16 protein-coding genes are annotated in these 21,607 nt (G+C 65.7%); 3 read left to right on the top strand and 13 right to left on the bottom strand.

The window, feature by feature from the left end; translation table 11 throughout:
* Positions 1 to 149: 149 nt before the first annotated feature.
* The 11 genes from KYT87_RS16220 to KYT87_RS16270 form a co-directional block, all read right to left on the bottom strand.
* The gene (locus KYT87_RS16220) at positions 150 to 1,811 is read right to left on the bottom strand and encodes a TRAP transporter large permease subunit (protein ID WP_046806932.1); all 1,662 of its coding nucleotides are present in this window, start codon (positions 1,809 to 1,811) and stop codon (positions 150 to 152) included.
* A gap of 2 nt (positions 1,812 to 1,813) precedes the next feature.
* Positions 1,814 to 2,476, bottom strand: a complete 663-nt coding sequence (locus KYT87_RS16225) for a TRAP transporter small permease subunit (protein WP_219990356.1) — start codon at positions 2,474 to 2,476, stop codon at positions 1,814 to 1,816.
* 152 nt (positions 2,477 to 2,628) lie between these two features.
* On the bottom strand, positions 2,629 to 3,723 hold the full coding sequence (locus KYT87_RS16230; RefSeq protein ID WP_046806934.1) for a TRAP transporter substrate-binding protein: 1,095 nt from the start codon (positions 3,721 to 3,723) through the stop codon (positions 2,629 to 2,631).
* A 371-nt stretch (positions 3,724 to 4,094) separates the two neighbouring features.
* Positions 4,095 to 4,667: a lipocalin family protein gene (locus KYT87_RS16235; protein WP_219990357.1), complete on the bottom strand. Its 573-nt coding sequence runs from the start codon at positions 4,665 to 4,667 to the stop codon at positions 4,095 to 4,097.
* A 15-nt stretch (positions 4,668 to 4,682) separates the two neighbouring features.
* On the bottom strand, positions 4,683 to 5,768 hold the full coding sequence (locus KYT87_RS16240) for a cyclopropane-fatty-acyl-phospholipid synthase family protein (RefSeq protein WP_120156106.1): 1,086 nt from the start codon (positions 5,766 to 5,768) through the stop codon (positions 4,683 to 4,685).
* 2 nt (positions 5,769 to 5,770) lie between these two features.
* Positions 5,771 to 6,628: a DUF1295 domain-containing protein gene (locus KYT87_RS16245; protein ID WP_255593195.1), complete on the bottom strand. Its 858-nt coding sequence runs from the start codon at positions 6,626 to 6,628 to the stop codon at positions 5,771 to 5,773.
* On the bottom strand, positions 6,625 to 7,923 hold the full coding sequence (locus KYT87_RS16250; RefSeq protein ID WP_219990358.1) for a cyclopropane-fatty-acyl-phospholipid synthase family protein: 1,299 nt from the start codon (positions 7,921 to 7,923) through the stop codon (positions 6,625 to 6,627). The genes KYT87_RS16245 and KYT87_RS16250 overlap by 4 nt, the downstream gene beginning before the upstream one ends.
* Positions 7,924 to 8,089: 166 nt before the next feature.
* A complete protein-coding gene (locus KYT87_RS16255) occupies positions 8,090 to 8,983 on the bottom strand; it encodes an alpha/beta hydrolase (protein WP_219990359.1) in 894 nt (297 codons plus the stop codon).
* Between the two features lie 131 nt (positions 8,984 to 9,114).
* Positions 9,115 to 9,672: a DUF1415 domain-containing protein gene (locus KYT87_RS16260; protein WP_104145087.1), complete on the bottom strand. Its 558-nt coding sequence runs from the start codon at positions 9,670 to 9,672 to the stop codon at positions 9,115 to 9,117.
* Positions 9,669 to 11,138: a M20 family metallopeptidase gene (locus KYT87_RS16265; protein ID WP_046806938.1), complete on the bottom strand. Its 1,470-nt coding sequence runs from the start codon at positions 11,136 to 11,138 to the stop codon at positions 9,669 to 9,671. Before KYT87_RS16265 ends, KYT87_RS16260 begins: the two co-directional genes overlap by 4 nt.
* 155 nt (positions 11,139 to 11,293) lie before the next feature.
* Positions 11,294 to 12,211: a LysR family transcriptional regulator gene (locus KYT87_RS16270; RefSeq protein ID WP_219990360.1), complete on the bottom strand. Its 918-nt coding sequence runs from the start codon at positions 12,209 to 12,211 to the stop codon at positions 11,294 to 11,296.
* 121 nt (positions 12,212 to 12,332) lie between these two features.
* Between KYT87_RS16270 and KYT87_RS16275 the strand changes: the two genes are divergently transcribed.
* Positions 12,333 to 13,286, top strand: a complete 954-nt coding sequence (locus KYT87_RS16275) for an alpha/beta fold hydrolase (RefSeq protein WP_219990361.1) — start codon at positions 12,333 to 12,335, stop codon at positions 13,284 to 13,286.
* 19 nt (positions 13,287 to 13,305) lie between these two features.
* Positions 13,306 to 14,292: a tripartite tricarboxylate transporter substrate binding protein gene (locus KYT87_RS16280; RefSeq protein ID WP_219990362.1), complete on the top strand. Its 987-nt coding sequence runs from the start codon at positions 13,306 to 13,308 to the stop codon at positions 14,290 to 14,292.
* 133 nt (positions 14,293 to 14,425) lie between these two features.
* On the opposite strand, the gene KYT87_RS16285 is transcribed toward KYT87_RS16280, so the two are convergent.
* On the bottom strand, positions 14,426 to 16,054 hold the full coding sequence (locus tag KYT87_RS16285; RefSeq protein ID WP_219990363.1) for a methyl-accepting chemotaxis protein: 1,629 nt from the start codon (positions 16,052 to 16,054) through the stop codon (positions 14,426 to 14,428).
* 285 nt (positions 16,055 to 16,339) lie between these two features.
* On the opposite strand from KYT87_RS16285, the gene KYT87_RS16290 reads away from it, so the two are divergent.
* Positions 16,340 to 17,248, top strand: coding sequence for a LysR substrate-binding domain-containing protein (locus KYT87_RS16290; protein WP_046806943.1), 909 nt, complete (start codon positions 16,340 to 16,342; stop codon positions 17,246 to 17,248).
* Between the two features lie 87 nt (positions 17,249 to 17,335).
* Here KYT87_RS16290 and purL read toward each other — a convergent pair whose 3' ends face one another.
* On the bottom strand, positions 17,336 to 21,385 hold the full coding sequence (gene purL / locus KYT87_RS16295; RefSeq protein WP_219990364.1) for a phosphoribosylformylglycinamidine synthase: 4,050 nt from the start codon (positions 21,383 to 21,385) through the stop codon (positions 17,336 to 17,338).
* Between the last annotated feature and the right edge of the window lie 222 nt (positions 21,386 to 21,607).

Consider the following 21,607-nt stretch of genomic DNA (forward strand, 5'->3'; position numbering starts at 1 on the left):
CGGACACAGGAAATGGGGAAAGACGCACAGGCCGCACGCCGAACAGCGGCGGTCACAATGACGGTATCTTGTATGCAATACCTTTGGACCGCCATTTAGGGATATCCCCAAAAGAAAAATGCCGGCATCGCTGCCGGCATTCTGATCCGCTACTTGAAGTCCGCCCCCGGATCGTCACCGCCATAGGTGCTGGTGCCGTAGGACGTATCCACCTCGATCTTCACCTTGCTGGAATCCACCTGCGCCTCGTCGCTCTTGTAGTGCATGACCAGGCCGGGAAACGCCATCACCGCCGCCACCATCGCCAGCTGGATCACGATGAACGGGATAGAGCCGCGATAGATCTGGCCCGTGGTGACGGGTTCGATCATCCTGCCCGTGACCTTGTCCTTGTACCGGTCCTTGGGCGCCACCGATCTCAGGTAGAACAGCGCAAACCCAAACGGCGGGTGCATGAACGAGGTTTGCATGTTGACCGCCAGCAGCACGCCGAACCAGATCAGGTCGATGCCCAGCTTGTCGGCCACCGGCCCCAGCAACGGCACGATGATGAAGGCCAGTTCGAAGAAGTCCAGGAAGAAGGCCAGCACGAAGGTCAGCACGCTGACGGCAATCAAGAAGCCCAGCTCGCCGCCCGGCAGGCTGATCAGCAGGTGTTCCACCCACAAATCGCCGTTGACGCCCCGGAAGGTCAGGCCGAACACCGTCGAGCCCACCAGGATGAACACCACGAAGGTGGACAGCTTGGTGGTGGTGTCCATGGCCTGCTTCATCAGGTTCAGCGTCAGGCGGCCACGGATCAGCGCCATGATGATGGCGCCCACCGCGCCCATGGCGCCGCCTTCGGTCGGCGTCGCCACGCCGATGAAGATGGTGCCCAGCACCAGGAAGATCAGGAACAGCGGCGGGATCATCACGAAGGTGACCCGTTCGGCCAGTGCCGACAGCAGGCCGATCTTGAAGACCTTGTTGACGCCGGCAATGATGAAGGCGGTCAGGCCCCAGATCAGCAGCGACAGCACAATCTGCTCGTCCACCGGCGCCGTATCGGCTTCGATGTACTGGCCGACGAAGTACGCGGACAGCGCCGAGATCACCATCAGCACCAGCAGCGAACGACCGCCGCGCGTGCCGTTGGCTTCGTGAAACGACCGTGCTTCTTCAGGCAGCGCCGGCGCTGAATCCGGCTTCAGGTACGACTTGATGATGACGAACAACACGTAGGTGCCGGCCAACATGAAGCCGGGCACGATGGCGCCACGGTACATGTCGCCGATCGAACGGCCCAGCTGGTCGGCCAGGATGATCAGCACCAGCGACGGCGGGATGATCTGCGACAGCGTGCCCGACGCGGCGATGATGCCGCTGGCCAGCCTGCGGTCGTAGCCATAGCGCAGCATGATCGGCAGCGAGATCAGGCCCATCGAGATGACCGAGGCCGACACCACGCCGGTGGTGGCGGCCAGCATCGCGCCCACGAACACCACCGCGATGGCCAGGCCGCCGCGCACGGTGCCGAACAACTGGCCGATGGTTTCCAGCAGGTCCTCGGCCATGCCTGATCGTTCAAGCACCAGCCCCATCAAGGTAAAGAATGGCACCGCCAGCAAGGTGTCGTTGGAGATGATGCCGAAGATGCGTTGCGGCAAGGCCTGGAACAACGCCGCGTTCAAAAGGCCCAGTTCAATGCCGATCAACGCAAAAAGAATGCCGTTGGCCGCCAGCGCGAAGGCCACGGGAAAGCCCATGAGCAGGAACACCACCAAGGTGGCGAACATGATGGGGGCCATGTTTGCAGTCAAGAATTCCATGGTCAGCGTCCGTCCTGTCCGTGTTGATCGCGGGCGCCGCCGGGCGGCTTCCCACCTTGCGCCGCCAACGCGCGTTCTTCACGCACGCGCGCTTCTTCGGCGATTTCCAGCGCCAGGGCTTCCTCGGCGGAAATCTCGGTGGCGCGCGCGCCGGGGTCCGGGCACTTGCCCATCAGGAAACCCACGCACTTGATCAAGTGCGACAGGCCCGCCAACACCAGCAAGGCAAAGCCAACAGGAATCAGCAGCTTGACCGGCCAGCGCACCAGGCCGCCGGTATTGGACGACTGTTCATTCGTCACGAACGAATCCATGAACACCGGCCAGGACAGGTAGGTGATGAGCAGGCAGGCGGGCATCAAGAAGAAGATAACGCCGAAGATGTCGATGTAGATCTGCTTGCGCCGCGACAGGCGCGAGGACAGCACGTCCACGCGCACGTGTTCGTTGCGCAGCAGCGTGTACCCGGCGGCCAACAGAAAGATGGCGCCGAACAGGTACCACTGCATTTCAAGCCAGGCGTTGGAGCTGATCTGGAAGACCTTGCGCACGACGGCGTTGCCGGCGCTGACCAGGACGACGACCAGCGTCAACCACGTCACGCACCGGCCGACCACCGTGTTGATCGCATCGATCAAACGGGATAGGGCTAAAAGGGCATTCATGTTGGATATCCGGACCGGCGCGGGACTTACGCGCGGTCAATGTGCAACTTGAGGAGAGACAGACAGGACAGAGGCGAAAAAACAGCGGCAAAAATCCAGCAGGCGCGCGGGGATGCGGCACATCCCCGCGCGCCTTGGGCACTGGCCGGGGCTTACTTGCCGCGGTTGATCGTGCCCATGTAGCTGTCATAGCTGCCTTCGGCAACACGGAACCAGGGCAGTTCGTTGTCGCGGAAGTTCTTCATGCTTTCGTAGACCTTCTTGAACACCGGATTCTTGGCGCTCATTTCGTCGTACAGCTTGACCGATTCCGCAAAGCACGCGTCCATGACGGGCTTGGGGAACGATTGCAGCTTGGCGCCCTGGGCGATCAGGCGGCGCAGCGCGGCGGGGTTCTCGGCGTCGTACTTGGCGATCATGTCGTTGGTCGCCGCGGCCGATGCCTGCGCCAGGATGGCCTGGTAGTGCTTGGGCAGCTTGTTGTAGGCGTCCTGGTTGACGTACAGCGACACTTGCAGCGTGCCTTCCCACCAGCCCGGGTAGTAGTAGTGCGGGGCCACCTTGTTGAAGCCCAGCTTTTCATCGTCGTAGGGGCCGATCCATTCCGCCGCGTCGATGGTGCCCTTTTCCAGCGCCGGGTAGATGTCGCCGCCGGCGATCTGCTGCGGCACCACGCCCAGGCGCGACAGCACCGCGCCCGCGAACGCGCTGACGCGGAACTTCAGGCCCTTCAGGTCGTCCACCGTTTTGATTTCCTTGCGGAACCAGCCGCCCATCTGCGTGCCGGTATAGCCGCAGGGGAAGTTGACGATGTTGTAGGTCTTGAAGACGTCGCGCAGCAGCGACAGGCCGTCGCCGTGGCGCATCCAAGAATTCATCTGGCGGGTGTTCAGGCCGAACGGCACGGCGGCGTCAAAGCTCAGGACCGGGTCCTTGCCGTAGTAGTAGTACGAGGCGCTGTGGCCGCATTCGATCGTGCCGTTTTGCACGCCGTCCAGCACTTGCAGCGCCGGAACGATTTCACCGGCCGGGAACACGCGGATGGAAAACTTGCCGCCCGTGGCTTCCGACACGTACTTGGCGACGCTTTCGCCGCCCGAGAAAATGGCGTCGGCACTGCGGGGGAAGCTGGAGGCCAGGCGCCAGTTCAGCGTGGGGGCTTCCTGCGCGATGGCGGGCACCGCCAGGGTGGCGCCGCCGGCAGCGGCTCCCAAAGTGGCTTTCTTCAAAAACGAACGGCGTTGCATGCAAGTCTCCCAACTTGGATAAAGTTCTTTTCCGGGTCCTGGGGCGAATTGGTGGAGCCCCGTGGGCGCGATCCCATGGGTAACAAATGGTCGCGCTTTTGATTTTGGGTGCGATGCTATGGGAAAAATAAACGCCGTACGTAGCGGGAAAACCCTTGCCGTAAGTTTCGTGAAATTTTTGTGCGTCACGGCACTGGTATGACCAGCCCCGCTTTCAGGGCCGCGTCATTGCCTTCTGCACGGGTATGGGGACCGGATCAGATGGCGCGATGCCGGATTCGACCGGCAAATAAAAACGCCGGTTTATATAACCAAAAAATATTTAGCGGACGGCGCATTCCGACGCCCTGCCCTGGCCCTGCCCCTAACCCCTAGCCCTTGCCGGCTTCAGGGTAGGTGCGCGGGTCCGGCCCTTGTTCGGGCCATTGCTGCGGCACGCGGCGCAGCAATGCCGGGTCGTAGCCCAGCTCGCGCACCTTGTCGACCAGGCGCGCATAGTCGGCATCCGGCAAGGTGGGCGTGCGCGCCATGATCCAGACGTAGTCGCGCTTGCTGCGGCCGATGATCGTCTGCTGATAGGCGTCGTCCACATAGGCAATGACGTATTCCGCCTGGATCGGCCAGATGAACTGCATGCCCCACACCGCGTTGCCGGTGCCGGGTTGCACCGTGCCTTCGGGCCGCATCGTTTTCACCTTGGCGTCAAAACCGCCGTGGCGATAGCGGAACGTGGTCTGAATGCCCCCGTCGGGCAGCAAGGCGTAGGTTTCCACCGCGTTGAACGACGCGCGCTCGGGCCAGGTCGGAATGCCGGCGATGACGTACCAATCGCCCATGAAGCGCGGGATGTCCACCTGCGCCACGGGCGGCATGGGCGTGGGGCTGCCGCAGCCCGTCAAGGCGGCAAGCAACGCCAAGCCGGCAACGCGTAAGGTCTTGCGCATGGGCAGTGCCCTCCTTTAGTCTGGCCGCGCAAAGCGGTAGTGGGCCACCATCCAGGCCTGCCCGTTCTGGTAGCCGAACAACTCGGCGCACGCCATCCAGAACATGCGCCAGCGGTTGAACCACAGGCGGGCCAGCGGCGCGCCGTACGCCTTTTCCAGCACTGTCAGCACCTGGGCGCGATGGGCGTCCTGGTTGGCCAGCCAGTGGTTCGCGGTGCGTTGGTAGTGGCTGCCGTCAACCAACCAGCGCGCTTCGATGCGCAGGTCGCCCTGAAACCACAGCAAGGTGTCTGCCGACGGCATGAGGCCGCCCGTGAAGAAATGCCGGCCCATCCAGTTGTCGTCGCCCTCGGTCTCGAAGGGGTACATCAGGCTGCGGTGCGCAAACAGGTGCACAAACAGCTTGCCGCCCGGACGCAGCCATGACCCGATCCGCGCCAGCAGCGCCTGGTAATTGCGCATGTGCTCGAACATTTCCACGGACACGCAGCGGTCGAAGGTCTGCGGATGCAATTGCAGCGTGTTGACGTCGCAGGTGATGACCTCGACATTGTCCAGCCCGCGCGCGCGGCATTGCGCCTGGATGTGCTGGCGCTGCGAGGCGGAGTTCGACACGGCGGTGATGCGCGCCGTCGGATAGCGTTCGGCCATCCACAGGGTCAACGAGCCCCAGCCGCAACCCAGTTCCAGAATGCGCTGGCCGTCCGCCAGTTCGGCGCGCACGCCATATAGCTCCAGCATGGCGGCTTCGGCCTGGTCCAGCGTTTCCCGCCCCGTGGCGTAATAGCAGCCGGAATACTTCAATTGACGGCCCAGGCACAACGTGAAGAATTCCGCGGGCAGTTCGTAGTGCTGGGCGTTGGCGTCGTCTGTGTGTATGGCCACGGGGCTGGCGCGCAGTTCATCGATCAGATGTTGGTAGCGCCGCGCCTGGGCGGCGGGGCCACCGGCGCTTTCGTCGCGCAGGCGTTGTGCGCACAGGCGCCGGATGCCCAGGCGCAAAAGCGCGTCGGGCACCAGGCCGCGTTCAGCCAGCCCCAGCAGGCCGGGCGCGGCCCGGTCGGAAGCCAGGCGCGATTCAGTCAACGTGGCAGCGTTCATGATTATTCCTCTGGCGTCGGGGTGCGGTGATGCGGTGATCCGGCGCAATCGCGCTTCGGAAACCACGGAAACAGCATCGGCGTGGTGCGTTGATACTGGCGATAGTCTTCGCCCCGGCTGCGCAGCGCTTGCGCCTCGGTGTAGGGAATGCCGCTGATCCAGCGCAGGAAGATGTACATGGCGACGGGGCCCACCCACGCCAGCCAGGCCAAGCCGCTGCCCGCCGCCAGCGCCACGTAGCTGAACCAGTGCAACCATTCGAAGAAATAATTGGGATGCCGCGATACGCGCCACAGGCCGGCACGGCAGGTGCGACCACGGTTGGCGGGGTCGGCCCGAAAGGCGTCCAATTGCCGGTCGGCCACGGTTTCGCCCGCCACCGACACCGCCCACACCAGCACGCCCAGCCAGGCCCAAGGCGTCATGCCGGGCACGGGGTTGGCGGCCACGGCAATGAACGGCAAGGACATGAAGACGACCAGCCCCGCCTGCGCCAGGAAGAACAGCGCGAACTTGCCCTGGCTGCCGTTCCAGTGCGCGCGCAGGGCACGGTAGCGGCCGTCTTCTTCGCCGTGGCGCACGCGCTTCCAGATGTGCAGCGCCAGCCGTCCCGCCCAGACGCCGCCCAACACGGCCAGCAGCACACGCGGGGTGGCCGCGCCCGGGCCGGTCCAGGCCAGCAGGACGGCGGCCACGGCCATGCCGGATGCCCACATCGCGTCGACGATGCCCGCGTTGTGATGGCGCCGCTGCCACAGCCAGCCGCCAGCCATCAGCAACGCGGCCACGGCGGCCACCATCAGGGCTTGCATGGCGGGGGGCATGGCGGAGGTCATGTCGGGCGTCATGTCGGGCGTCATGGCGCCGCCCACCGCGCCGCTGCCGGCGTGGCCCCGGGCCGCGCCAACAACAGATGCGACACGCCGATGGCGCGTTCGCGAAAGCCGCCTTCGCAGTAGGCCAGGTAAAACTCCCACAGGCGGATGAAGCGGTCGTCAAAGCCCTGCCCGCGCACCGCGTCCAGGTTCGCCATGAAGCGCTCGCGCCACGCTGCCAGCGTGCGCGCGTAAGACAGGCCAAAGTCCTCCAGATGCACCAGGCTCAGGTCGCTGGCGCGCGTCTTGGCTTGCAGCATCGCCTGGATCGACGGCATGAAGCTGCCGGGAAAGATATGCCGCTTGATGTAGTCCACCGCCTTGAGCGCCTGCGCATAACGGTGGTCTTCGATGGTGATGGCCTGGATCAGCGCCATCCCATCGGGCTTGAGCAGCTGGCCCACCTTGCCGAAATACGTGGGCAGGTAGTCGGCCCCGATCGCCTCGATCATTTCTATGGACACGAGCTTGTCGAACTGGCCGTGCAGGTCGCGATAGTCTTGCAGCAGCACGTCCACGCGGTATTGCAGGCCGGCGCGGCGGATGCGTTCGGTGGCCAGCGCGTGCTGCTCGCGCGAAATCGTCGTGGTGGTGACGCGGCAGCCGTAGTGGCGCGCCGCGTGCAGCGCAAAACCGCCCCACCCCGTGCCGATCTCGACCACATGCTGGCCGGGTTGCAGGTCCAGCTTGCGGCAGATCACATCCAGCTTGCGGGTGGACGCCTGCTCCAGCGTGTCGTCCTCGCCCGCCCACATGGCGGACGAATACATCATGTCTTGCGACAGGAACAGGCCGAAAAAGTCGTTACCCAGATCGTAGTGGGCGGCAATGTTGCGGCGGCTGCCGGCGCGCGTGTTGCGGCGGCACGCGTGCAAGGCCCGCATCGCCACGCCGCCCAAGCGCGCCACGCCACGCTCCATGCCGTCAAGCAGATCGCGGTTGCGCACCAGCAGCCGGATCAAGCCAGTCAGGTCGTCGCAGTGCCAATGGCCGTCGCCATAGGATTCGCCCCCGCCCACGCTGCCGTTGGCGGCAATGGCGCGGTAGAAGGCGGGATCTCGCACCCGCAGGCGCAACGGCCGGCCCGCCGTGGCGTCCTGCCCGCCCAGTTCAACGCTGCCCATTGCGTCGTCAATCACCAACCGTCCGCCTTGCAATTGCGCCAGTTGTCCCAGCAAGCGCCGACGCAACAGGCGCTCGGTCAGCGACAGGGGCTGCGCGGCATGAGGCGCGCAAGCCTTGTCCAGCGCCAGGCGTTCGGAGTCAGAGGGAGATCTCATCGGTCTTCTCCTGGTTCGGAGGGTTAAGCGCAGGGGTTTCGGTGGGCGTCGGAATTCCCGGCTGCGCGTGTGGATGCCGTATATACGTACGCCCGGATGCATTGGATTCATCGGGGAAAACCCGTAGCACCGGGCCGATATGCGACCCATGCGCTACTTGAACGCGCTATGGGTCGGCCCGCAGCGGCCCGCCCGACGCATCCAAGACAAAACCCGCCAAGTCGTCCAGAACCGGCGCCCGCCAGCGCAAGGGACGCGCCAGCGCGCCGGCCAGCAGTGCGTGCCCCAGGCCGTCGTAACGCACCAACGTCACGGGCACATGGGCGGCCTGCAAGGCGGCGGCCAGGCCTTCGGTGTTGCGATGCGGGTCGACCGTGGTGTCCGCCATGCCGGCCATCAGCAAGGTGGGCGGCGCGTTGGCCGTGACGTGGGTAATCGGCTGGGAGTCGGGCGGCGTGCCCGGAAAATGGAAGACCGGCTTCAGGCTGGCCGCCACGATCGGCAGGAAGTCATAGGGGCCGGCCATGCCGATCCACCCGCGCAGCATCGACGGTGAGGCGCCCTGGCGCTGTAGCCAGCGCGGGTCCAGCGCGATCATGGCGGCGTTGTAGCCCCCCGCGCTGTGGCCCGCCACGAAGACGCGCGCGGGGTCGCCGCCGTAGTCGGCCACGTGGCGCAGCGTCCACGCGACGGCGCGCGCGCAATCGTCCAGGAAGTCGGGATAGGCGGCGTCGGGGTATAGGCGGTAATCGGCGATCACGGCCAGGATGCCGCGCGAGGCCAGCGCGTCGCCCACGAATTTGTAGTCGGCGCGCGAGCCATTGCGCCAACTGCCGCCATAGAAGAAAACCACCACGGGCGGGCTGCGCACCCCGGGTGGCGCGTAGATATCGACGCGCTGGCGCGGGTCGTCGCCATAGGCCACATCGCTGACGATGCGGCTGGCGTTGTCGGGCACCGCGCCGTTAAGCACCGTCAGCGGCGAGCAGGCCGCCAAACCCAGGATCAGCAAGCCGGCCAGCAGCATCGCCAGCAAAGACGCCACGGGCACGCTACGCATCGCCGCGCGCCCGCGCGATCAGTGGAAAGTGTGGCACCGCCGTCTCCTGTCGCATCGTGGGAAGGGTCTACCCGGCGGGGGCAGCCCGCGGGGTGTCATCCCATATACGAAGCAAACGGCGAAATGGATGCCTAGGGCCGGGTCATCAGTTTTTTCCAGCCTTCCAGGCCCAGCTTTTTCATCGTGTCGATGTTCTTTTCATAGATGTCCGAGGCGTCCGGAAACGACTCCACCGCGCGGTCGATGCTGTCTTCCCGCAGCAAGTGCAGGATTGGGTACGGCGCGCGGTTGGTGTAGTTCTCGATGTCGTCCGGCTGCGTGTCGGCAAACTGGAATTGCGGGTGGAACGTGGCCACCTGCAATTCGCCCACCAACCGCATGCGCTTGAGCAGGCGGTCGGACAGGTCCTCGAAATCGTTGAAATCCAGGAAGTCGTCCAGCGCGTCGGGAATGATCAACAAGGTGGTGTCGATCTTCTCGGGGTCGGTCTCGGCCAGCAGGGCAAGCTCGTCCTGCAAGTCGGTCAGCACCCCTTCGGCGTCGGTGGCGTCGCTGACGGCAAAGCGGATCTGGTCCTTGACCTGAACCGCCTTGGCGAACGGGCAAAGGTTCAGGCCGATCACGGCCTGATTCAGCCAGTGGCGGGTTTCAGCCACCACGTTGGCATAAGCGTCGGAAGTCGAAATCATGCCGGCATGGCCGCCATGGTTTGCGCAACGGCGGCCGTCAGCTTCTTGCCATAAGGCACGTGCAGGAATTCATTGGGGCCGTGCGCGTTCGACTTGGGACCCAACACGCCGCACACCATGAACTGCGCCTTCGGAAAGCCCTTTTGCAGGATGCTCATCAGCGGAATCGTGCCGCCCTGGCCGATATAGCCGCAAGGCTGGCCGTAGTACTGCTGGGACGCTGCGTCCAGCGCCTGCGTCAGCCAGGGCACGGAAGCCGGTGCGTTCCAGCCGGTGGCGGCGCCTTCGTTGGCCTTGAAGATGACCTTGGCGTTGTAGGGGGCGTCGGCTTCCAGCAGTTCCTTGATTTCCTGCGAGGCGGCCACGGCGTCGATCAGCGGCGGCAGGCGCAGCGACAGCTTGAATGCGGTGCGCGGACGCAGCACGTTGCCGGCGCTGGACAGCGGCGGCAGGCCTTCGGCGCCGGTCACCGACAAGGTCGGGCGCCACGTGCGGTTCAGCAGCGCTTGTTCGGGCTCGGTCGTCATCGGCAGCACAAAGCCGCCCTCGGCGCCGCAGCTCCAGGGGAAGCGACGCCACACTTCGTCGCCCAGAATGCGCGCGGTGGCGGCCACTTGTTCAACGCGTTCGGCGGGAATTTCGCAATGCAGGCTTTGCGGCAGCAGGCGGCCGGTGGCGCTGTCTTCCAGGCGGTCCAGCAGATGGCGCAGGATGCGAAACGACGACGGCACCACGCCGCTGGAATCGCCCGAATGCACGCCTTCGTCCAGCACCTGCACTTCCAGCGTGCCCGACACCATGCCGCGCAGCGAGGTCGTCATCCAGAGCTGGTCGTAGTTGCCCGCGCCCGAATCCAGGCACACCACCAGGGCGACGTTGCCCAGGCGGTCGCGCAGCGCGTCCACGTACGGCAGCAAGTCGTAGCTGCCCGATTCTTCACAGGTTTCCACGATGCCCACGCAGCGCGGGCGCGGGATGCCCTGCTTGTCCAGCGCCATGATGGCGGTCAGCGAGGCGTACACGGCATAGCCGTCGTCCGCGCCGCCACGGCCATAGAGCTTGCCGTCTTCATACTTGGGGGTCCAGGGGCCCAGGCCCGCGCGCCAGCCCGAAAATTCCGGCTGCTTGTCCAGGTGGCCGTACAGCAGCACGGTGTCGCCGTTGTCGCTACGCGTGGCGGGCGCGTCAAAGAAGATGACGGGCGTGCGGCCCGGCAGGCGCACCACTTCCAGCTTCAGGCCCGAGACCTTTTGCGCTTCGACCCAGGCGGCGGCATCGCGCACCACGCGTTCGATGAACGCGTTCTTTTCCCAGTCGGCGTCAAACGCCGGGCTCTTGGCCGGGATGGCGATGTAGTCGGTCAGCGCGGGGATGATTTCGTTGTCCCACTTGTCGTCGACAAACGCCTGGAGGGCGTCGGGATCAAGGGTGGGCGGCAGGGCGTCGTCGGGGATACGGGCGTTCATGGCGCGGAATCCTGTAGGGTGCGTGGGGGGCGGGATTGGGGTAATCCGGTATTTTATGCCCGTGGCCGCCATCGCGGGGACCGGGCGCGGCGTCGGCGGCTTCGGCTCGCCGTCATTTATGGCAGCCCCAGCCGGCGTCGCCCCACGCAAGTGCGTCATCGAGCCGCGTACGCTTCGATACGCCCCCACACATCGCGCGCCAGGGGTTTGGCGTTGTCTACCGATTGATAAATTCGGATTTCCATATGGATGTCATTGCGGGCGCTGTCGGCGCGCACCAGGGTGCCTGCGCGCAGATCCGATTCGATCAATGTGTGCGGCAGCCAGGCCAGCCCGAACCCTTGGCGCGCCATGGCGTGTAGCGCGTCGGCCAGGTCCGACTCGTACATCGTCTGCAACTGCCCGATCAGGCACAAGCCGCGCAGCCGATCGTCCAGGATGCGCCCCAGCGACATGCTGTCGGCATAGGCCAAAAAAGGCACGGGCGGATCGGACGGCAGCTTGGGCGCGGCGTAGCGCGGATGCCGCCCGCCCGCCGCCACCGGCGCGCTGACAGCCACCAGCTTGTCGGCGCCCACGCGGCGCCAGCGGTAGCCGGGGTTGTCGATCTTTGCGTACAGCGGCTCGTGCGCGTGGCACAGCAGAAAGTCCACTTCGCCATCGGCCAGCATGTCCACGCCGTAGTTCAGCGTGGTGGTGACCACCTTGAGCTGAAACGGCGCCATGCCCTGCTTCACGCGCGCCATCACGCCGGGCAGCACCGAATGCGCCAGCGTCTTGCCCGACGCGATGGTGATTTTCCGATTGCGTTCCTGCTCGGGCTTTTGCAGGGCCTGGCGCGTGTCGCGCAGGATATCCAGCACATCGATCGCCGCCGCCAGCATGCTGCGCCCGGCCGCGTTCAGCGTCGACACCTGATGGCCGCGTTCCACCAGCGGCACGCCCGCCCATTCCTCCAGCGCCTTGATGCGGCGCCCGAACGCCGGGTGCGTCACGCTGCGCGCCTCGGCCGCCTGGAACATATTGCGCGACTTCGACAGCGCGACGAAGTCCTCCAGCCATTTGGTGTCCATCGGTTTTGCTCCGTCCCAGCCCTGGTTCATCTGTGCCAATTCGGCACAGGCATTGCGCATTTTGCACAAGCCAGAAACATCTGGCAACTAACATCCCGGCATCGACTTCTGGAAAACCCTGATGCCCGACTCCCCCGTGTTGCTCAAGTCCATCCGCAGCCATTTCGTGGGCGGTGCCGAGGCCGTGGCCGGCGGCGTGCCCATGCAGCAAATGCAGGTCGTTGACAACGCGCCCCGCCTGATCGACATGAACGGCGGTTACCCCGTCGGCCAGTTGTACGTGCAGGAATACCGGCTGGCACAACCGCGCCACCCCTACCCCGTGCTGCTTTGGCACGGCGGCGGCATGACGGGCGCGCAATGGGAAAGCACGCCGGACGGACGCCAGGGCTGGCTGTGGCGGCTGCTGCAATCGGGCTATGACGTGTTCGTATCCGACGCGCCCGAACGCGGCCGCGCGTCCTGGGCCATGTACCCGCAGGTGTACGACAGCGCGCCCATCTTCCGCTCCAAGGAAGAGGCGTGGCGCCTGTTCCGCATCGGCTCGGAAGCCGGCTATGCACCGGCCGGCCAGCCGCGCCGCGCTTATCCCGCGCAGCAATTCCCGGTAGAGGCCTTCGACACGTTCGCCAAGCAGTTCGTGCCGCGCTGGCTGACGCATGGCGAGATGGCGCTGGACGCCTACCGCGCTCTGCTCGACCTTACCGGCCCGTGCATCGTGGTCGGACACAGCCAGGGCGGCGGCTACGCCACGCTGTTGGCCCAGGAATACGCCAGCACGGTACGCGCCGTGGTGGCGCTGGAACCCACCGGCACGCCCGCCGCCGCCGCCCCCGGCCTGCCCCCGCAATTGCTGGTGTGGGGCGACCACTTTGGCGCCGACGCCACCTGGCAGCGCTACCGCGCGCAAACCGATGCGTACTGGGCGGCGCTGCGCGCGGCCGGCCAGCGCGCCGACGTGCTGGACCTGCCCGCCACCGGCATCGCCGGCAATTCCCATTTCTGCATGCTGGACCGCAATAGCGACCAGATCGCCGAATTGATCGTCGATTGGCTCGCCCGCAGCCTCGACTAACCTTCGCCTGGAGACACTGATGACTTTCAAGAAAACCACCATCGCGCTGGCACTGCTGACCGGCGCCACGCTGGCCGCCGGCGCCGCGTCGGCCCAGCAAGCCGCCTACCCCGCCAAGCCTGTGCGCCTGATCGTGCCGTTTGCACCGGGTGGCACCGCCGACATCATCGGCCGCGTGTTCGCCGCGCAGCTGGGCACCGAGCTGGGCGCCACCGTGGTCGTTGAAAACAAGGCCGGCGCGGGCGGTTCGATCGGCACGCGCTTCGTGGCGGACTCCGCGCCCGACGGCTACATCCTGCTGCTGGCTTCGTCCAGCACGCACGGCACCAACCCGGCCGTGTACAAGTCGCTGACGTATGACCCCGTGCAGGACTTCACCGCCATCACGCAGCTGGTGACGGTGCCGGGCGTGCTGAGCGTGACCAAGGACTTTCCCGCCACCGACCTGAACGCGCTGATCGCCGCGTCCAAGGCCAACCCCGACAGGTTCACCTACGCCTCGTCCGGCGCGGGCGGGCTGGGCAACCTGGCCATGGAGCTGATGAAGTCGATGACGGGCGCCAAGCTGATGCACATCGCCTACCGTGGCGCGGGCCCGGCGTTCACCGACGTGATCAGCGGCCAGGTGTCGATGATCTGGGAACCGGTGCCGGCGTCGCTGCCGTACATCAAGGGCGGCCAGATCCGGCCCATCGCCATCGCGGCCGACGTGCGTTCGCCCGAACTGCCCGACACGCCCACCTTCAAGGAAGCCGGCCTGCCGCGCTACGAAGCCAACGCCTGGAACGGTTTGCTGGCGCCCAAGGGGTTGCCGGATGACGTGAAGAAGGCGCTGCACGACGCGTCAGTCAAGGCCCTGAACACGCCGGAAGTGAAGGCCAAGCTGGCCAGCCTGGGCGGCACGGTGGTGGCTGGTTCGTCGGACGCATTCCAGCAAGTGATCGCCAGCGACGTGAAGAAGTGGAAGAACGTCGCCGCCGACGCCAATATTCAGCTGGACCAGTAAGACGGAAATGAGAAAAGCGCCCCTCGGGGCGCTTTTCTTTTTGGCCGACGGCGGTGTCGCGGTCGGCCGTGGGCAGGCTGGGAAAGGCTGGGTTGCGGTTCCCCGGTCGGGGACCCGGCTAAGACGCCCCGGCTCAGGCGCCCAGCAGCGCCGGTTCGCCATTGCGGCCCAAGGCAGCGGCGTCGGCATCGATCACCTGTCCGCCGGCTTGCAGCTTGAACACCGCCACCGCTTCACGCAGGCGTTGCGCCTGGGCTTCCAGCGACGCGGCGGATGCGGCCGCCTGCTCGACCAGCGCGGCGTTTTGCTGCGTCACGCTGTCCATCTGCGACACCGCCTGGTTCACCTGCTGAATGCCTTGCGACTGTTCTTCCGACGCGCTGGAGATTTCGTTGATGATGTCCGTCACGCGGCGCACCGACGTCACGATCTCCTGCATGGTGGCGCCCGCGGCTTCCACCTGGTCCGAACCGATCGACACCTTTTGCACCGACTCGTCGATCAAGCCCTTGATTTCCTTGGCCGCCTGGCCGCTGCGCTGCGCCAAGGCGCGCACTTCGCTGGCCACCACCGCAAAGCCCTTGCCCTGCTCGCCCGCGCGCGCCGCTTCCACCGCCGCGTTCAGCGCCAGGATGTTGGTCTGGAAGGCGATGCCGTCGATCACGCCCACGATATCGGCGATGCGCTTGGAGCTATCCGCAATGCCGCGCATCGTGCCCACCACGTCGCCCACGGCCTTGCCGCCGCGCGTGGCCACTTCGGAAGCCGCCGACGCCAATTGCGAAGCGCTGCGCGAGCTGTCGGCGTTGTTCTTCACCGTGGATGACAGCTCGTCCATGCTGGCGGCCGTTTCTTCCAGCGACGCGGCCTGCTGCTCGGTGCGGGACGACAGGTCGATGTTGCCCGCCGCGATCTCGCGCGAGCCGGTGTGGATTTCTTCCACGCCCAGGCGCACGGCCGACACGGTGCGCGACAAGCTGTCCTGCATGCGCTTGACGGCGGCATACAGCACGCCGATTTCGTTATTGCCACGCTGCTCGATGCGGTTGCTGAGGTCGCCGCCGGCAATGCGGTCAAACAAGCGGCCGGCCTCGTGCAGCGGACGGAACACCGAACGCGCAAAGATCGCGTACAGGCTGACCACCAACACCGCCACCACCACCAGCAAACAGACCAGCACGACGATCGCGCCATTGATGCGCGTGGACGCCTCGCGCGCCACACGCTGGCCCACGTCGTCGGCGTAATCCACGTACTTCTGGATGGCCTGCGTGAACAGGATGCCCAGCGGCGTGACCTTTTCCAGGTTCAGGCGGCTGGCGTCCTGCGGCTTGCCCGCGCGAATGGCCGCCACCATCGGCGCAATCGCGTCGCGCACATAGACGTCGTAGGCGGCCAGCGCGCCGTCGAACAACGGCTTACCCACTTCCGTGGTTTCTGGAAGCTTGCGCGCGGCGTCGATCAAATCAGACGCCTTCTTGGTATAGCCATCCAGGCGCTGCATGCTGGCCATGTTGTCGATGGACTTGCCTTCCAGCAGCGCGCTCTGCGCGGCCAGCAGCACCAGGCGGGCGCGCAGCAGTTCGGCGCCCGCGCCATCCACCGCGTTGGCGCGGACCAGGTTGGTGTCCAGCAGCACTTCGATCGAGGTGCGGTTGGAGGTCAATTGTTGATAGACGGCCACGCCGGTCAATAGGAAAAGCGCGAAAAAGACGCCCAAGGCGGTCGTCAGGATTGCGCGAATACTTAGGTTCTTGAACATGAAAAGCCACTCCGGGTTGCATTACGCTCTACGGGTTTACGGCAGGTTGCAACGAAAAGTTAAATATCTCATTACGTTACAAAAGATTGTCAGCGGGCGATGCCTCGCAAGCCCCAATCGGCCCGCAAGCCGCGCCAGTGTTGAATCCGCATGCGCTGGACACGGCTGCGCCGCCCTGCTCTTGCTTGCTACCTTGACAGCTAATGAACTACGGTCGGTCAGCACTTTGGATGAGTAGCCGGGGACCTTTCAGCAAGCTCGACTGAGCAATAGGGGGGCATCAACATGAAGTTGCAGCAGGTATTCGATTTTCTTGCCGTCACGCAACATGGCAGCGTGCACGCGGCAGCCCGCGCCACCGGACAAACCCAACCGGCAATGACCAAGTCCCTGCGGCGTCTTGAACGCACGCTGGGCTTGTCGTTATTCGACCGGCACGCCAAGGGGATGCGGCCCAACGACTACGGCAAGCGCTTCTTGCCGCACGCGCAATACCTGGTTCACGAAACCAAGCGCGCCCGCGACACCATGGCGCAGATGCGGGGCGAACGGCTGGGTACCGTTCAATACGGCATTTCGGCGGCGGCCTCGGTGCTGCTGGCGCCCACGGCGATTCAGCGCTTTCGGCAGCGCTACCCCGAGGTTGAACTGCACTGCCGCAGCGGCCTTTACCATTCCCTGATGCCGCTGCTGCGCGATGGGCAACTGGATTTCGCCATCTGCCCCGTCAACACGGACCAAGCCGACCCGAACCTGACCGCGCGCGCCTTGCTGACCTGCCCCTTGGTGGTCGCGGCGCGCCGCAACCACCCTTTGCGGCAAGCCCAGGCGTTGCAGGAACTGCGCGACGTGGTGTTCGCGGTGGCGGGGCCGCCCGGCCAGCCCGGCGCGTCGGTGTACGACGTGTTCTTGCAGGCCGGCCTGGGCACGCCGCGCGTGGACATGCACACGGACGGGGTGATCGACACGGCGGCGCTGGTGGCCAACAGCGACCGCATGGCGTTGCTGCCGACCACGTTGATCGCCACCGGGATGCTGCGCGAACAGCTCGACATCGTGCCCATCACCGACCCGCTGCCCGACTACGTGATCGGGCTGCTGCAACGCACATCGCAGCCGTTGACGCCCGCGGCGGAAGAGCTGGCCAGCCAGTTCGAACGCGAGGCGGGAACGCTGCGGGCGGCTGCCAGTTAAGCGTCACCGCGGACGCAGTGACAACAAAAAGGACGGGCCGTGGCCCGTCCTTCTTGTCATACGGCGGCGGCATTGCCGCCCCCGGGCTTACTTCAGCCAGACGCGCGCATTGCGGAAGATGCGCATCCACGGGCTGTACGTGCCACCCTGGTCGGCGCTGCCCCATTTCTCGGGCGCCCACGACATCATGACGTTGCGGGTCACGCGTTCCGGGTGCGGCATCATCACCGTGAAGCGGCCATCGGCGGTGGTGACGGAAGTCAGGCCGCCCGGGCTGCCGTTCGGGTTGAACGGGTAGGCTTCGGTGGCCAGTCCACGGTTGTCGATGTAGCGCGCGGCGGTCAGCACGCGGCCGGCATCGCCCTGCTGGGAAAAGTCGGCAAAGCCTTCGCCGTGCGCAACCGCGACCGGGATGCGGGCGCCTTCCATGCCGGCAAAGAAGATGGACGGCGACTTGGCCAGTTCCACCATCGACAGGCGTGCTTCGTACTTTTCCGACTGGTTGCGCGTGAAGCGCGGCCAGTGCTCGGCGCCCGGAATCATCGGAGCCAACGCCGCCATCATCTGGCAGCCGTTGCACACGCCCAGCGCAAACGTATCCGGACGCGCGAAGTACGCGGCGAACTGATCCGACAACTGGCTGTTGAAGCGGATGGTGCGCGCCCAGCCTTCGCCGGCGCCCAGCACGTCGCCGTAGCTGAAACCGCCTACGGCCACCAGGCCCTGCATCTGCGCCAGGTCCACGCGGCCGGCCAAGAGGTCGGTCATGTGGACGTCGATGGCTTCGAAGCCCGAGGTGTCGAACGCCCAGGCCATTTCCACCTGGCTGTTGCAACCTTGCTCGCGCAGGATGGCCACGCGCGGACGCTTGCCGGTGTTGATGAACGGCGCGGCGATGTCTTCTTGCGGGTCGAACGACACGTTCGGGCTCATGCCCGGGTCGGTCGTATCGTTCCAGACGTCCAGTTCGGCTTGTGCGCAGGCCGGGTTGTCGCGGCGGGCCATGATGCGGTAGGACACTTCGCTCCAGGCGCGGCCGAGTTCAGCGCGCGGCTGGCCCCAGACCTTCTTGCCGTCGCGGTAGAACTCGACTTCGTCGGCGCCGTTCAGGCCGCCAATGACGTGCGAGTGAGCCGACAGGCCCGCGCCGCGCAGCACTTGCATGACCGCGTCGCGTTGCGCGGCGGGCACCTGGATGACGGCGCCGGCTTCTTCCGAGAACAGCGCCTTCAGCGTCAGTTCTTCGCGCTGCACCTTCACCTGGTCCGGGCGGATCTTGTAGTCGCCCCAGTCCGCCGATTGCGGATCGAACGTCAGCATGTCCAGGTTCACGGAAATACCGGTGCGGCCGGCGAAGGCCATTTCGGTCAACGTGGCGAACAGGCCGCCGTCGGAACGGTCGTGGTAGGCCAGGATGGTGCCGGCTTCGGCCAGCGTGCGGATGGTGATGAAGAACGCGCGCAGGTCTTGCGGCGCGTCGATGTCCGGCACGGTTTCGCCGATCTGGTTGTACGTCTGCGCCAGGATCGAGCCCCCCATGCGGTGACGGCCACGGCCCAGGTCGATCAGGATCAGCACGCTGTCGCCGGCATCGGTACGCAGTTGCGGGGTCAGGCTGGCGCGCACGTCGGCCACCGGCGCAAACGCCGTCACCACCAACGACACGGGCGCGACCACCTGGCGCTGCTCGCCGTCCTGTTCCCAGGACGTTTTCATGGACAGCGAATCCTTGCCCACGGGGATGGACAGGCCGGTGGCCTGGCACAGTTCGCTGACGGCGGACACGGTGTCATACAGCGCGGCGTCCTGGCCATCGACGCCGCAAGCGGCCATCCAGTTGGCGGACAGCTTGATGTCTTCCAGGCGCGCCACGTCGGCGGCAGCCAGGTTGGTCAACGCTTCGGCCACGGCCATGCGGCCAGACGCCGGGGCGTCGAGCATGGCGATGGGGGTACGTTCACCCATCGACATGGCTTCGCCACGGAAACCTTCGTAGTCGGCCAAGGTAACCGCGCAGTCAGCCACCGGCACCTGCCACGGGCCGACCATCTGGTCGCGGCTGGACAGCCCGCCCACGGTACGGTCACCGATGGTGATCAGGAAGGACTTGTTGGCAACGGTGGGGTGACGCAGCACGCGGTAGGCGGCTTCGGTCAGGTCGATGCCGGCCAGATCCAGCGGCGCGGACACGCCCGGCAGGCGGCGCACGTCGCGCGTCATGCGCGGCGGCTTGCCCAGGATGACATCGATCGGCACGTCCACGGGGCGCACTTCGGCCTCGCCTTGCGGGCGGATCGTGTCCAGGCCGGGCAGGCCCTCGCCGTCCACCACGCGCAGCTGGCGTTCTTCAGTGGCCACGCCCACCACCGCATACGGGCAACGTTCGCGGCGGGCGATGGCGTCAAAGCGTTCCAGGTCTTTCGGCAGAATCGACAGGACATAGCGTTCCTGCGATTCGTTGCTCCAGACTTCAGCGGGCGACAAGCCCGACTCTTCCAGCGGCACGCGCTTCAAGTCGAAGATGGCGCCACGGCCGGCGTCGTTGACCAATTCCGGGAAGGCATTGGACAAGCCGCCCGCGCCCACGTCGTGGATGGCGATGATGGGGTTGTTTTCGGCCTGCTGCCAGCAGCGGTCGATGACTTCTTGCGCGCGGCGTTCGATTTCCGGATTGCCGCGCTGGACGGAATCGAAGTCCAGTTCGGCGGAGTTGCTGCCCATGCTGATGCTGGAGGCGGCGCCGCCGCCCATGCCGATACGGAAGCCCGGGCCGCCCAGCTGGATCAGCAGCGCGCCAGGGGGAATCACGTCTTTGTGGGTCAGGCCGGCGTCGATGCTGCCCAGGCCGCCCGCGATCATGATGGGCTTGTGATAGCCCCAGCGCGTGCCGCCTGCCGTCTGCTCGAACGAACGGAAGTAGCCCAAGAGGTTGGGACGGCCGAATTCGTTGTTGAACGCCGCGCCGCCGATGGGGCCGTCGATCATGATGGACAAGGGCGAGGCGATGCGCTCGGGCAGGCCGTGGTGGTCGGCTTCCCAGGGTTGCAGCGCGTCGTCGAAACGCAGGTGCGACACGGTAAAACCGGTCAGGCCGGCCTTGGGCTTGGAGCCCCGGCCGGTGGCGCCTTCGTCGCGGATTTCGCCGCCCGCGCCGGTGGATGCGCCCGGGAACGGGGCAATCGCGGTCGGGTGGTTGTGCGTTTCCACCTTCATCAAGGTGTGCACGGTGGTGTCGCGGCGGATGTACCTGGCGCCGTCAGCGCCCTGCCCCGTGACGCCGGGCACGCCGGCCTGGAAGCGCTGCGCGGGGCCGCCTTCCATGATGGCGGCGTTGTCCGAATACGCCACGACCGTGCCTTCCGGCTGCGCCTTGTGGGTGGCGCGGATCATGCCGAACAGCGTGTTCGGTTGCGATTGGCCGTCGATGACCCATTCGGCGTTGAAGATCTTGTGGCGGCAGTGTTCGCTGTTGGCCTGCGCGAACATCATCAGTTCCACGTCGGTGGGGTCGCGCCCCAGGTCGGTGAAGGACTTGGCCAGGTATTCGATTTCGTCTTCCGACAGGGCCAGGCCCAAGGACACGTTGGCTTCGGCCAGCGCCTTGACGCCATCGGCCTGCACGCCAACCGTGCGCATCGGCTTGCCGGCCAGCGTCTGGAACAGCGCCTGGCCGTCGAAGTTGGCGTCGACCACGGTTTCGGTCATGCGGTCGTGCAGGCAGTCGGCCGCGCGCGCCAGCATGGCGTCGTCAAACGACTTGGTGCCAAGCAGGCCGCGTTCGGGGGTGATGACATAGCGCACGCCGCGCTCGATGCGGTGCACCGACGACAGGCCGCAATTGTGGGCGATGTCGGTGGCCTTGCTGGCCCACGGGGAAATGGTGCCCAGTCGCGGAATGACCAGCAGCGACAGGCTCTTGGCCGGGGCGTCGGCTGTGCTGGGGGTGCCGTAATCCAGCAGTTGGGTCAGGTGTTGCTGCTGTTCGGCCGTCAAGGCGGCGTCGGTGCTGACGAAGTGCTCGTAGCGAGCGGAGATGTCGGCCACCGGCAGGCCGGCTTCCTTCAATTGCGCCAACAGGCGATCGCGACGAAAGGAGGACAGGACGGAGGAACCAGGCAGATGCTGAACTAGGGACACGATGCGGGCGCCGTATAAGGATGGGTGCAAAAAGTGATTTTACCTGTTTAGGGGGTTTTCCCGGAGCTGTTGTTCAAGAAGCTAGCCAAGCGGCCATTTCGGCCGATGTTACAAAAGAATTCCAGCGCCGCCGCACAAAAATGGTGCACGGCAATATCGCGGTAAAGCCTTGGTGTCATCGCGCCCTGTCGCTGGCGACACGCGCCGCGCGGCACGGAAGGC

This window comes from Achromobacter sp. ES-001 (assembly GCF_019448355.1).
In the GTDB taxonomy this organism is placed as follows: domain Bacteria; phylum Pseudomonadota; class Gammaproteobacteria; order Burkholderiales; family Burkholderiaceae_B; genus Achromobacter; species Achromobacter spanius_B.